The 12,972-nt window shown below is 73.5% G+C and carries 12 protein-coding genes and 1 pseudogene; 3 read left to right on the forward strand and 10 right to left on the reverse strand.

What is annotated here, in order from left to right:
• Window positions 1-48: 48 nt before the first annotated feature.
• From P0R35_RS06070 to dapA, 8 genes are all read right to left on the reverse strand, one after another.
• Window positions 49-402 (reverse strand): helix-turn-helix transcriptional regulator, encoded by a 354-nt coding sequence (locus P0R35_RS06070; protein ID WP_284014309.1) that lies wholly within the window; start codon window positions 400-402, stop codon window positions 49-51.
• An 82-nt stretch (window positions 403-484) separates the two neighbouring features.
• Window positions 485-1,216, reverse strand: coding sequence for an NRDE family protein (locus P0R35_RS06075; RefSeq protein ID WP_284014310.1), 732 nt, complete (start codon window positions 1,214-1,216; stop codon window positions 485-487).
• A 73-nt stretch (window positions 1,217-1,289) separates the two neighbouring features.
• Window positions 1,290-2,498: a M20/M25/M40 family metallo-hydrolase gene (locus tag P0R35_RS06080; protein ID WP_284014311.1), complete on the reverse strand. Its 1,209-nt coding sequence runs from the start codon at window positions 2,496-2,498 to the stop codon at window positions 1,290-1,292.
• The gene (gene dapF / locus P0R35_RS06085; RefSeq protein WP_284014312.1) at window positions 2,495-3,433 is read right to left on the reverse strand and encodes a diaminopimelate epimerase; all 939 of its coding nucleotides are present in this window, start codon (window positions 3,431-3,433) and stop codon (window positions 2,495-2,497) included. Before dapF ends, P0R35_RS06080 begins: the two co-directional genes overlap by 4 nt.
• Window positions 3,430-4,698 (reverse strand): diaminopimelate decarboxylase, encoded by a 1,269-nt coding sequence (lysA, locus tag P0R35_RS06090; protein ID WP_284014313.1) that lies wholly within the window; start codon window positions 4,696-4,698, stop codon window positions 3,430-3,432. The genes dapF and lysA overlap by 4 nt, the downstream gene beginning before the upstream one ends.
• A complete protein-coding gene (locus tag P0R35_RS06095) occupies window positions 4,695-5,540 on the reverse strand; it encodes a 2,3,4,5-tetrahydropyridine-2,6-dicarboxylate N-succinyltransferase (protein WP_284014314.1) in 846 nt (281 codons plus the stop codon). The genes lysA and P0R35_RS06095 overlap by 4 nt, the downstream gene beginning before the upstream one ends.
• The gene (dapB, locus tag P0R35_RS06100; protein WP_284014572.1) at window positions 5,537-6,268 is read right to left on the reverse strand and encodes a 4-hydroxy-tetrahydrodipicolinate reductase; all 732 of its coding nucleotides are present in this window, start codon (window positions 6,266-6,268) and stop codon (window positions 5,537-5,539) included. The genes P0R35_RS06095 and dapB overlap by 4 nt, the downstream gene beginning before the upstream one ends.
• A 40-nt stretch (window positions 6,269-6,308) precedes the next feature.
• The gene (gene dapA / locus P0R35_RS06105) at window positions 6,309-7,217 is read right to left on the reverse strand and encodes a 4-hydroxy-tetrahydrodipicolinate synthase (RefSeq protein ID WP_284014315.1); all 909 of its coding nucleotides are present in this window, start codon (window positions 7,215-7,217) and stop codon (window positions 6,309-6,311) included.
• Window positions 7,218-7,627: 410 nt separating this feature from the next.
• Here dapA and P0R35_RS06110 point away from each other — a divergent pair, with 410 nt between their 5' ends.
• From P0R35_RS06110 to P0R35_RS16225, 3 genes are all read left to right on the forward strand, one after another.
• Window positions 7,628-8,335: a phosphoribosyltransferase gene (locus P0R35_RS06110; protein WP_284014316.1), complete on the forward strand. Its 708-nt coding sequence runs from the start codon at window positions 7,628-7,630 to the stop codon at window positions 8,333-8,335.
• Between the two features lie 12 nt (window positions 8,336-8,347).
• Window positions 8,348-9,304, forward strand: a complete 957-nt coding sequence (locus tag P0R35_RS06115) for an AEC family transporter (protein ID WP_284014317.1) — start codon at window positions 8,348-8,350, stop codon at window positions 9,302-9,304.
• Window positions 9,305-9,528: 224 nt separating this feature from the next.
• Window positions 9,529-10,206 (forward strand): Rid family hydrolase, encoded by a 678-nt coding sequence (locus tag P0R35_RS16225; protein WP_303657726.1) that lies wholly within the window; start codon window positions 9,529-9,531, stop codon window positions 10,204-10,206.
• A 10-nt stretch (window positions 10,207-10,216) separates the two neighbouring features.
• On the opposite strand, the pseudogene P0R35_RS06125 reads toward P0R35_RS16225, so the two are convergent.
• Window positions 10,217-11,479, reverse strand: a pseudogene (locus P0R35_RS06125) (MATE family efflux transporter); the annotation flags it as partial.
• 119 nt (window positions 11,480-11,598) lie between these two features.
• Window positions 11,599-12,906: a 5'-deoxyadenosine deaminase gene (locus tag P0R35_RS06130; protein WP_284014318.1), complete on the reverse strand. Its 1,308-nt coding sequence runs from the start codon at window positions 12,904-12,906 to the stop codon at window positions 11,599-11,601.
• Between the last annotated feature and the right edge of the window lie 66 nt (window positions 12,907-12,972).

The raw sequence follows: 12,972 nt of genomic DNA on the forward strand, positions 1-12,972 counted from the left end.
TGTCGGATCGGCGGGAGGAATCGGGACGACCCGTCGGCGGCGCGCGGCTCAGTACTCCTCGTACGCGAGGTTCATCAGCCACTGCGTGAACGCGTCGGAGTTGGGGTCGATCTCCTCCTCGCCGATGAACGGCGACAGCATGTCGCCGGCCATCAACAGCGCGAAGTCGAGGTCCTTCGCCGTCGGCGCGAGGAAGTAGGTGTTGTGCCCGTTGTACACCGTGTCCTCGCGCTCGATGAGGCCGAGTTCCTCCAGTTTCTCGGCGATCCGGCTCCCCTTACGGGAGGAGACGTCGAGTTCCTTCCAGAAGTCGGACTGGTGGATGCCGCCGGTCTCGCGGACGAGTTCGAGCCCGGCGTACTCGTCGTCCCCGAGTTCGGCTTCGGCGTCGGAGGCGCTCATACCCACCCCAACGACGTGGCCCCCGTTTACCCTTTCCCTTCCGAGGCGGCCGCCGCCGACCGATCCGCGCCTCGGCGACGGATCAGGCCTCGAGCGCGACGGGCTCGTAGGCCGACTCGCACGGCGGTCCCTCGGCGTGGTCGTACCGGAGGCCGCCGTCGCCGGCGCGGATCAGCGTCGACGAGACCGTGCCGTAGCCGTCGCCGTGGACGCAGACGCCGAACTCGTGGTCGCCGAGCGCCGCGCCCGCGCGGTCGAGCCAGCCGTCGGCCGTCTCGCCGTCCTCCGGGTGGAGCGCCCGGCGGAGCCGCGTCGCGTTGCGCGCCTCCGCGGGGCCGAGGTCGGGGTTGCGTTCGGGGCGGAAGAACCGCCCGTCGTAGCCGACGTTGCCGACGACGTGGACGCCCGGGAGGAACTGGGTGACGGTGAGGTAGCCGTCCCACTCGAGGAGGATGGCGTCCTCGGCGTCCGCGACGACGAGGTTGAAGCCGTCGTACCCGTACGCCCGACACGACTCCTCGACGACCCCGGCGGCCTCGCTGGCGGAGCCCGCCCGCAGGCAGTCGTCGACGAGCAGGCCGCGCGAGCGCTCCGCGGCCAGCCCCTCGACCCAGCGGTTCGTGATCCCGACGAACAGGCCGTCCCGCGTCACCCCCATCCACGTGCCGCCCGCCTCGGCGTCGCGGGGCGCGATCACGCCGTCGCCGCGGTCCGCGGGCGGCTCGGCGGGCCGGTCGAGCGCCTCGTCGCGGTTCGCGGCCACGACGACCGGCGCGTCGTCGAACACCTGCCAGGCCAGCGTCAGGGTACACATGGACACCGATAGCACACGCGAGGGGAAAGCGACGACGGTCGTCACAGCCGCGCGACACGGCGGCGACGGCGCCTCACCCGAGCAGCGTCGCCACCGCCCGGCGGACGGTGTCGGCGGCGTCGCGCACGCGGTCGACGCGGACGTACTCGCGCTCGCTGTGGGCGACCGCGCCGGCGTCGTCGGCGAGGTGCCCCGGGCCGAAGACGACCGTCGGCGCGGGCGCGAAGTACGACGCCTCCGTCGCGGCCCCGAACGGCCGCACCTCGCCGTCGGCCGCGCCGCCGACGGACCGGGCCGCGTCCGCGACCGCCGCCACCAGTTCGTGGTCGGGGTCGGTGTCGAACGCCTCGAGGAACGGGGTCGGGCGCTCGGTGAGCGCGAACGCGACGCCCACCTCGTCGGCGACGGCGTCGCGGACGGCCGCCGCCAGCGCCGCGCGGAACCCCTCGGCGGTCTCCGGCGGCACCGACCGGCGGTCGAGGGTGACGGTCGCCTCGGCGGGCACCTGGTTCGTCGCCTCGCCGCCCGCCACCCCGGTGGGGACGAGCGTCGGCGCGCCGAGCATCGGGTGGGCCGCGGCGCCGTCGTCGAACGCACGGATCGCCGCGAGCGCGTGCTCCAGCGCCCCCACGGCGTTGACGCCGGACGCCGGTTCGGCGGCGTGCGCGGCCGCCCCCGTCAGCGTGAGCGTCCCCTCGAAGCGGCCGCGGGCGGCGACACAGGCGTCGCAGTCGGTGGGCTCGCCGACGAGGAACAGGTCGCCGCCGACGGGGTCGACCGCGCCGTCGGGGTAGTCGTCGCCGCGGCCGCGGACGAGCGCGTCCGCGCCGGTCGACAGCGTCTCCTCGTCCGGCGTCACCGCGAGCGTCACCCGGCCGACCGCCGGCTCGACGCCGAGGAACCCCGCGATGAGGGCCGCGAGCGGCCCCTTCGCGTCACACGAGCCGCGGCCGCGGAACACGTCGCGCCCGTCGTCGTCGACCCCGCGCTCGAAGCCGACGTGCGGCGGCACGGTGTCGACGTGCGTGTTCAACACGAGGTGGGGGCCGTCGGCGGCCGCCGCGGGGTCGGGTGCGGCCCGCGTCGCGCGGACGTTGCCCGCGGCGTCGACCCGCGGGTCCGCCCCGTGGTCCGCGAGCGTCTCCACGAGGAACGCCCGCATCGCGTCGGGCGACTCGTGGGACTCGATCCGCACCGCGTCGGCGAGGAACGCGACCGGGTCGAACGACTCGGTCGTCCCCTCCCCGCCGTCCCCGCCGTCGCCCGCGTCGCCGCCGCTCATTCGTCGGCCTCCGGGACGGACAAGGCGACCGCGAACTCCCGCGTCGCTGGCCCCGTCAGCGTCGCCGGACCGTCGTCGGGGACCGTTATCCGGAGGTCGCCGCCGGGGAGCGAGACGGCCAGCGCCGCCCGGTCCGTCAGCCCGAGGCGACGGGCGACCGCGCCCACGGCGACGGCGCCGGTGCCGCACGCGAGCGTCTCGCCCTCCACCCCGCGCTCGTAGGTGCGCTGGGCGAACGTCCCGTCGCCGGTGTCGGCCGCCAGCGTCACGTTCGCGCCCTCGGGGAACGCCGCCGCGCGGCGGACCGCCGGCGCGACGGCGTCGAGGTCGACGGCGTCCACGTCGTCCACGAACGCGACGGCGTGCGGGACGCCGGTGTCGACGGCCGTTACCGGCAGCCCCTCCACGTCCGTCTCGACCAGCGGCTCCTCCCGGTCGCCCGCGAGCGGCACGTCGGCCGGGGCGAACGAGGGCCGCCCCATCTCCACCTCGACGGTCACGGTCTCGCCGTCGTCGTCCTCGTCCGCTCGCACCGTCGCGCGGCGCACGCCGGCGGGCGTGTCGAGGTCGACCACGTCGGCGCCGGTGCGCTCGCGGACCCACGCGGCGGCACACCGCGCGCCGTTGCCGCACATCTCGGCGATGGACGCGTCCGGCTGGACGAGCGTCATCGTCGCCCGGGCGACGCCCTCGGCGCCGTCGTCCCCGGTGCCGTCGTCGGTGACGTCCATGAACAACACGCCGTCCGCGCCCGTGCGGTCGGCGCCCTCGACGCCCGTCTCGCGGTCGCAGTGGTGGACGGCGAACGCGCCGCGGTCGGGGACGTCGCCGGCGTCGTCGGCGTCGACGACGAGGAAGTCGTTGCCGGTCCCGTGGTACTTCACCGCCGGGACGGTGCGCCCGTCGGCGTCGGCGTGGGGGCTCGGTCCGCTCATTCGACGCTCCCTCCGCGTTCGAGGCGGGTGACGCCGTCGAGCGTCTCGCGTTCGCGCAGCAGGTCGCCCGCGAGGCTCGCCTCCGCGGGGCGCGGCCGGGAGTTGTACGTCGACGCCATCTCGTAGCCGTAGGCGCCGGCGTTGCCGACCGCGAGCAGGTCGCCCCGCCGGGGTGTCGGCAGGTCGCGCCCGTCGCAGAAGGTGTCCCCCGTCTCGCAGATCGGGCCCGCGACGGTGACCGGGGCCCGTTCCCGGCCGGCATCGGCGTCGAGGTTCCGGATCGCGTGGTACGCGCCGTACATCGCGGGCCGGAGGAGGTCGGTCATCCCGGCGTCGACGCCGGCGACGGTCGTGTCCGCCGTCGGCTTCACCGTGTTCACCGCGGTCAGCAGGACGCCGGCGTCGGCGACGACGTAGCGGCCCGGTTCGACCGCCAGCGCCGCGTCCACGTCGCCCAGCGCCTCGCGGGTCGCGTCGGCGACCGCCTGGAGGTCCAGCGCGGGGTCGCTCTCGCGGTACGGGACGCCGAAGCCGCCGCCGACGTCGACGTACTCGAGGTCGCCGACCTCGCGTGCGAGGTCGCCCATCCGGGCGACGAGTTCGCGGTGGGCCGCCAGATCCTCCTCGCCGTGGATCCCCGACCCGGCGTGGGCGTGGACCCCGACGGCGTCGAACCGCTCGCGCGCCTCCGCGACGACGGCGGCCGCGCGGTCGGCGGGGACGCCGAACTTCGCCGCCGCGCCCGTGCGCACCTTCTCGTGGTGGCCGGCGCCGACGCCGGGGTTGACGCGGACGCAGACGCGCCCGTCGAAGCCGCGGTCGGCGAGTCTGTCCAGCGTGTCGCGTGCGCCGACGGTGATCGTCAGATCGGGGTGCTCGGTCCACCACTCGACCACGAGGTCGAGGTCGCGCGCCGGCGGGTTCACCGCGGTGTAGTGGAGGCGCCCGCCGGGGAAGCCGGCGTCGAGCGCCCGCCGGACCTCGCCGGCCGAGGCGCACTCGGCGTCGACGCCGGCCGCGCGGACCGTCTCCAGCACCGCCCGGCCGGTGTGGGCCTTCGCAGCGTAGCGGACCTCGGCGTCGGGGAACGCCGCCCGCAGGCGGGCGCAGTTCTCCGCGACCCGGTCGAGGTCGGTCACGTACAGCGGCGTGCCGTGCTCGGCGGCGAGCTCGCGCAGGCGGTCGGCGTCCCAGTCGGCGAGGCGACGGACGGCGGGGCCGCCGGCCGACCCGTCGGGGGGCTCCCCCGTCGCGTCCGCGCTCATTCGCGGAGCGCGTCCTCCCGCCGCGTCGCCTCCAGCGTCTCCGTCTCCACGTCCGTCGCGACGACCGCGGGCTTGTACGCGCCGCCGTCGAACAGGTCGTGGTCGCTGACGCTCGACTCCACGAACCGGGTGAACGCCCGGCGGTTCTCGGGGAGGTGCCCGTACACGACCTCCTCCTCGACGAGGTCGTACACCGGGATGCGCGGGGTGAGCAGGGTGTTCTCGCCGACGACCGAGTTCTCGCCGACGCGGAAGCCGGAGGTGACGCGACAGCCCGCACCGAGCGAGACGCCGTCCTCGACGACGACGGGGGCGTCCTCGACCGGTTCGAGCACGCCGCCGATGAGCGTGTTCGCGCCGAGCTTCACGCCCTCTCCGAGTTGGGCGCACGAGCCGACGGTGTCGCAGGAGTCGACGAGCGTGCCGTCGCCGACGAACGCGCCGACGTTGACGAACGACGGGCTCATCATGATCGTGTCGTCGCCGAGGTGAGCGCCCCGCCGGAGGACGGTGCCGTCGGGCGTGTTGCGCGCGCCGCGGGCTTCGAGGTCGTCGGTCTCGCGCAGCGGGAGCACGTCGTAGTAGCCGACGCCGCCGTACTCGCGGCGCTCGGTCTCGCGCAGGCCGAAGTTGAGGAGGACGCCCCGCTTCACCCACTCGTTGGCGACCCACGAGTCGACGCCGGCGCCCGTCTTGCGGGCGGCGCGGACCTCGCCGGCCTCCAACGCGTCGAGGAACTCGTCGAGGGTGCGCCGGACGCCGGCGTCGGCGTCGGCCGCGGTGAGTCCGTCGTCGTAGCGGTGCCACAGGTCGTCGATGTCGGATTCGAGTGTCGTCGTCATTCGAGTACCTCCGTGAAGTCGTAGGCGCCGGCGTCGCGGCCGGCGAGCCACGCGGCGGCGTCGAGCGCGCCGGCGGCGAACACGCGCCGGGAGCCGGCGCGGTGGGTCAGTTCCAGCACGTTCTCGTCGCCCGCGAGCAACACCTCGTGTTCGCCGGCGGCGTCGCCCGCGCGGCGGGCGTGGACGCCGATCTCGCCGTCGCTCCGGGGCGCGTCGCCCTCCCGCCCGTGCACTCGCTCGTCCAGGTCGGGGCGCGCCGCCTCGGCGTCGTCGAGCAGGGTCAGGGCGGTGCCGCTCGGGGCGTCGACCTTCGCGTTGTGGTGGGTCTCGGTGACCTCCACGTCGTAGCCGGGGAGCGCGGCCGCGGCCTCGCGGACGGCGCGCCGCAGGGCGGCGATCCCGCGCGAGAAGTTCGACGCACGCAACAGCGGCACCGACTCGGCGGCGTCCGCGAGGGCGGCTTCCTGCTCGTCGTCGAAGCCGGTCGTGCCGACGACGCACGCGACCCCGGCCTCGGCGGCGGCGGCGACGTACTCGACGCTGGAGGCGGGGCCGGTGAAGTCGACGAGCACGTCGACCCCGGGGTCGGCGGCCGCGAGCAGTTCCGGGAGGGCGGCTGCGTCCTCGACCGGGACGCCCGCCACGGGGTCGACGGGCGAGCGGTTCACCGCGAGCGCGACCGTGCAGTCGTCGCGGTCGGCGGCGGCGGCGATCACCTCGCGACCCATCCGGCCGCCGGCGCCCGTGACGGCGATGCGGACCGGCACGTCAGGCCCCCGTCGTCGCCGCGTCGTCCTCCAACGCCGCGAGCAGTTCCGTCAGCACGCGCAGCGTCTCGTCGCTCCCGCGCGTCAGCGGCGAGCGCATCTCCGCGGGGCCGTAGCCGCGGATCGCCATCGCCTCCTTCGCCGGGATGGGGTTCGTCTCGCGGAACAGCGCCCGCATCAGCGGCCCGAGTTCGTGGTGGATCGCGCGGGCGGTCTCGAAGTCCTCCTCCAGCGCCGCGTGGACGAGCCGGCACGTCCGCTCGGGCTCGACGTTCGCGACCACCGAGATGGTGCCGGTCGCGCCCATCGCCACGAGGGGCAGCGTCATGCCGTCGTCGCCCGAGAGCACGTCGAACGTCTCCCCGCGGGTGCGCTCGACGATCTCCGAGATCCGGTTCGCGTCGCCGGAGGCCGCCTTGTAGCCGTGGACGTTCTCGTGACCAGCGAGGTCGACGACGGTGTCGACGTCGAGGTTCGACCCGGTGCGGCTCGGGACGTTGTACACGATCTGCGGGATGTCGACCGCGTCGGCTATCGTCGCGTAGTGCTCGTACTGGCCCGCGGGTTCGGGCTTGTTGTAGTACGGCGAGATGAGCAGGGCGGCGTCGGCGCCGGCGGCGGCCGCGCGCTCGGTGAGGTCGAGCGCCTCGCGCGTCGAGTTCGAGCCGGTGCCCGCGATGACGGGCACGTCGACGGCGTCGACGACGGTCTCGACGACCTCGGCGTGTTCGTCGTGCGTGAGTGTGGCCGCCTCGCCGGTCGAGCCGGCGGGGACGAGGCCGTCGACGCCGGCGGCCTCGAGCCGTCGGGCGTCGACGGCGAGCTGTTCGTGGTCGACCGCGTCGGTGCCGTCGGTGAACGGTGTCGTCATCGCCGGGTAGACGCCGGCGAAGGTGTCGTGGTGGATCATGGCTGTCGTGTGTGGGGGGGTTCGCTGTGGTGTCGGATTCGGGTACTCGGTGGGCGAGCGGACCGCGGACCGGAACTCACCCCCGACCGGCCGCTACGCCTGGCCGGGGACGAACTCACACACGTTTCGCTTTCGGGGTCGCGGAGAAGACACGGCGGACACCCGGCTCGACGGTCGCGGCGGGCGTCGAGTGCGGCGTACCGCTCATTGTCGAACACTCCGGCGTCACGAGTAAAGGCGTTTCCCTGTGGGCCGATTTTGTGGATCCCGCCCACGGCAGCCGGTTCGCCGCCCTGTCCCGTCGGCCGAGTGACGAGTCGGCCGCGGGGGCCGGCGTCGCCGAACGCATCAGCCGACACACGCGTCGCGGCTGTAAACGCTTATCCGAACACCGCCACGAGGTGCCGGTAATGAGCGACCTCCCGGACGACTTCGACTGTACGGTCACCAATTGGGAGTACATCTACGGCCTCTGTCGGGACGTGTCGGACCAGGTGAAGACCGACAACTTCGAGCCGGACGTCGTGGTCGCGCTCGCCCGCGGCGGCTGGTTCGCGGGGCGGTGCATCTGCGACTTCCTCGGGCTCAACGACCTCACGAGCCTGAAGATGGAGCACTACGTCGGCACCGCCGAGAAGTCGGGCGAGCCGACCGTGCGCTACCCGATGCCGGAGGGGAGCGTCTCCGGGAAGGACGTGCTCATCATCGACGACATCGCCGACACCGGCGGGTCGATCAAGCGCGCCCACGAGTACGTCGCCGAGCGCGACTGCGGCGAGGTGCGCACCGCCACCCTCCAGCTGCTCCAGACGTCCGAGTTCGAGCCGGACTTCGTCGGCGAGCAGCTCGAGGAGTGGACGTGGATGGTGTACCCGTGGAACTTCATCGAGGACATGATCGACCTCACCAGCGGCGCCATGGAGCAGGCCGACGAGCAGGCGTTCACCGAGGAGGACGTCCGCCACTACCTCGCGGAGTTCCACGGCATCGACCGCATCGAGATGGAGATCGCCCAGCCGGGTCGCGTCGGCGAGGTGCTCGCGGAGATGGAGCGACGCGACGTGGTCCGCTCGACGGCCGACGGCTACCGCCTCCTCGACGGCGGCGACGACGAGTAGCCGCGCGGGCGAGTGGCGCTCCTCGACATCTTCGCCGGCGCGGTCCTCCCCATCGTCGCGGTCGCCGCGGTCGGCTTCGTCCTCGGGCGCACGAGCGACGTCGACACGGACCCGCTGAACACGGTCGTCGTGTACGTGCTCGCGCCCGCGCTCGTCCTCCACAGCCTCGCGACCGCCGACTTCTCCGGGGAGACCATCGCCAAGATGACCGTCGCCGTCACCGCCTACATCGTCGGGATGGTCGTCGTCGCCGAGGGCGTGGGCAGGCTGCTCGGCGAGTCGGAGCCCCGGCTCTCGGCGCTCGTGCTCGCGGCGACGTTCCCCAACTGCGGCAACTACGGCATCCCCCTCTCCGACTTCGCGTTCCCCGGCGGCGGCCGCGCCGCGGCCGTCCTCTACCTCGCCATCCAGGCGGTGCTCATCTACACGGTCGGCGTGTACGTCGCCTCCCGCGCGGGCGGCGGCGGCGGGCTCCAGGGCGTCCGCCGCGTCCTCCGGATCCCGCTCGTGTGGGCGGTCCCGGCGGCGCTCGGCGCGCGGGCGCTCGGGCTCGTCCCCGCGGCCGACGCGACGGCGATGCAGACGCTCCAACTCGTCGGCGACTCCTCGATCCCGGTGATGCTGCTGATCCTCGGGCTCCAGCTGGCCAGAACCGACTACGGCGCGGCGCTGTCGCAGGCGGCGGTCCCGTCGGTGTTGAAGATGGTCGTCGCTCCGGCGGTCGCCGTCGCCGTCGCGCTCGCCGTCGGCTTCGGGGACGCCACCGTCGCACGGGTGTTCGTCCTCGAGTCGGCGATGCCGGCGGCGGTCACCCCGGTCATCCTCGTCGGCGAGTTCGCGGACGACCTCGACGTCGGCGGCGTCTCCGTCCCGGAGTACGTCAGCACCGTGATCCTCGTGACGACGCTCGCGTCGATCCCGATGCTGACGGCGCTGATCGCGCTGTTGGAGAGCGGGATGGTGATCTGAATCCCGGGCGAGACCGACCACGAACCGCCCGCGCTTCCGACGGGTGGGGGGCGGGGGGTGGATCGCGGACGCACCCCCGACCGAGCGCGTGCCGCAGCCGTTTCGGATCGGTGGACGCCCGGTTCCTCGGATCCACCGGACGAACACGACAGTCGGATCACAGGGACTGATGTGACCGGCGGCTGCACCGAGGTACGATGCGGAAGATCCACCTCGGCCCCTCGATGGGCGAACTGGACGACGGGTCGGATCCCGCGATGTCGGTCGCGGTGGCGACCGAGCGTTCGAGCGGCGTTCAGGTCGACTTCTCGGGGCTCGTTCACCCCGACGGGTCGCCGACCGAGCAGTGTCGGACCGCGTTCGAGGTCGTCGAAGACGTGCTCGTGAACGATCTCGACGGCTCGATGAACGACGTGACCGTGCTCCGGTTCTACGTGCGCGACGCGGTGCTCGACGGCGACCTACGCGAAGATCTCCACGCAGTCCGCCGCGAGTTCTTCGAGTCCCCCGAGTACCCGGCGGCCACGATGATCGGAGTCTCGTCGCTCGTTCACGACGACGCCCACGTGGAAGTTGAGGCCGAGGCGTTCGTCCCCGGGGAGGAGTGGAGCGTCGAGACGGTGCTCCCGGGGGGAGTAGTCGGCCGCCGTTCCGCCGGTCCCCCGCAGGTCCTGTCCGTCCGTCTACCGAGGGGGTCGCTCCTTCGGACCCCGGTTCGCTCCCTCGCCCCCGCGTCAGTCGTCGGCCGGCGCGCCCGCCGGGGGGGTCGACCACCGCGCTCATCCACGTGCCGCGCAACAGCCACGCGAGCCCGACGATCGCGCCGACCACGTCGCCGGCGACGACGGCCCACCAGATCCCCGCCGTGCCGAAGTCGTACACGAACACCGCCGCGTAGGTGACGGGCACGCGGACGAGCCAGACGGCCACGAGCGACAGCGCGAGCGCGGTCGTCGTCCGCCCGGCGCCGCGGAACGCGCCCCGCGAGATCTCGAAGACCCCGAGGAACACGAACATCACCGACGCGACCCGCAGGTACGTCGACGCGTACGCGATGGTCTCGCCGGCGTCGGGCGACCCCGGCGGGAGGAACACCTCGACGACGGGGGCGGGGAACGCCGCCGTCAGCAGCGTCAGCGGGATCATCACCGCGGTCACCACCCCCAGCGCCGCCCGCACCGCCCGCCACGCGCGGTCGGGCTTCTCGGCGCCGAGGTTCTGCCCGACGACGGTGTTGACCGCCTGTGCCAGCCCCATCGCGGGCAGGAACACAAGCGAGATGAGGCGGTTGCCGAGGCCGTACGCCGCGACGACCGCGGGCGGGAACGTCGCCACCAACGCCGTGAGCACGACGAACGCCAGCGACACGCCCGACTGCTCAAGCGCCGAGGGGACGCCCAGTTTCACCACGTCGCGGACGATGTCGAGGTCCGGCACGAGGTCGCCGGGGCGGACCGTCGGGCCCGCGGGCGTCCCGAACAGCACGTACCAGCCGACGACGGTGGCGACCGCCCGCGAGATCAGCGTCGCCCACGCGGCCCCCTCGATCCCGAGCGCGGGGAACGGCCCCCACCCGAAGATGAGGAACGGGTCGAGCACGACGTTCACCGCGACGGAGACGACCATCACCCGCAGCGGCGCCCGGGTGTCGCCGTAGCCGCGCATCAGCGAGACGAACACGAAGAAGCCGAACAGGAACGGCGTCGCGAGGAAGAACACCCGCATGTACAGCGCCGCCAGCGGGACGATCTCCGTCGCCGTCTGCGCGTCGGCCGGGATGAGCGACAGCGCCGGCCCGACCGCGAGGTAGCCGAGCGCGCCCAACACGAGCGCGACGAGCATCACGAACCCGAGCACCGTACCCGCGACCCGGCCGGCCTCGCGATCCGTGCCGCCCGCGGCGGCGCTGGCGCCGGTGTGTTGGGCGACGAGGATGGCGCCCGCGGCGGTGAAGCCGCCGCCGACGCTGATGAACAGGAACACGATGGGGAACGCCAGCGACAGCGCGCCGACGGCGTCGGCCGACAGGCGGCCGAGCCAGAACGTGTCCGCCAAGTTGTACGCGACCTGGAGGAGCTGGATCAACACGAGCGGCCACGCGACGCGCAGCATCGGCCGGAGGAGGTCCCCCTCGACGAGATCCGACGCGTGCGCTGGCGAGGGGGAGTCGGACATACCACCTACGAAGCGAAGGTGGGACTTGAACGCTTCTCACCCGTGGTACCACGAAACACGGGGACGCGACGGCGGTTCCGAGCGTGACGACCGGCGACCGCGTTGGCTTGCGGGCGCGTTCAGGCGTCGACGCCGGGCACGTCGAAGGCGTTCGCTTCCCGACGGATCCGGTCGGCGTCGAGTGTCCGGTGGCCCCCCGCCGCCTCGTCGTACAGCACATCGCCGTCGACCATCGTGAACGCCACGTCGTCGCCGTGGGCGGCGAACACGAGGTGGCTCACGGGGTCGTGCAGCGGCGTCGCCCGGGTCAGGTCCGTGTCGATGCCGAGGACGTCGGCCTTCCACCCTTCGCGGAGCGCGCCGACGCGCTCGAACCCCGCCGCCTTCGCGCCGTTGCGCGTCGCCATCCGGAGGGCGGTCGCGGCGTCGACGGCGGTCGGGTCGCGACCGTCGACCTTCGCGAGCAGGCTGGCCTGCTTCACCTCGGTGAAGGGATCGAGCGTGTTGTTGCACGGCGGACCGTCGTTGCCGAGGGCGACGGTGACGCCGCGCGCGAGGTAGTCCTCGACGGGCGCGATCCCCGACGCGAGCTTCATGTTCGAGGTCGGGCAGTGGGTGACGTGGGTGCCCGTCTCGGCGATGATCTCGCGTTCGGCCTCGTCGGTGTGGACGCAGTGGGCTAAGATCACGTCCTCGCCGGTGAGGCCGACCTCGTGGAGGTACTCGATGTTGCGCCGCCCGGTGCGCTCCTCGACGAGCGCTATCTCGTCGGTGTTCTCGGAGGCGTGGGTGTGGACGCGGACGCCGTCGTAGGCGTCTGCCAACTCGCGAGCGCCGCGGAGGCACTCGTCGGTGCAGGTGACGGCGAACCGCGGCGTCACCGCGTAACGGATCCGCCCGTCGGCGGCGCCGTGGTAGTTCCAGATGAGGCCCTCCGACTCCGCGAGCGCGCGCTCGGTGTCCTGCCGGAGGCCATCGGGCGCGTTCGTGTCCATCAGCACCTTCCCGGCGCGGGCGCGGATCCCCGCGTCGATCGCGGCCTCCAGCGCCTCGCCGGCGTGGTGGACCGACAGGTGGTCGATCACCGTCGTCACGCCCGACTCGATGCACTCCAGGTAGCCCAACTCGGCGGCGAGGCGCATCCCGTCGGGACCGAGGCCGGCCTCCATCGGCAGGACGTGGTCGTTGAGCCAGTCGAGGAGGGCGGCGTCGTCCGCGATCCCCCGGCCGAGCGACTGGACGGAGTGGACGTGCGCGCCGACCGTGCCGGGCGCGACGATGCCGAACGAGCGTCGCTCGTGGTCGGGGTAGCGCTCCCGGAGCGTCGCCTCCTCCCCGACCGCGGCGATGGTGTCGCCCTCGACGACCACCGCACCGTCCTCCACGACGGTGTCGGGGTCGGCGACGACGGTTCCGGCGAGTAGCATTGTTCCGACTGTGCTCCCGCGTGGTCGTACAAAGACGTGTGGATCGGGGGCGAGGACACCGGTCAC

The sequence above is a fragment of the Halobaculum litoreum genome (assembly GCF_030127125.1).
Classification (GTDB): Archaea; Halobacteriota; Halobacteria; order Halobacteriales; family Haloferacaceae; genus Halobaculum; species Halobaculum litoreum.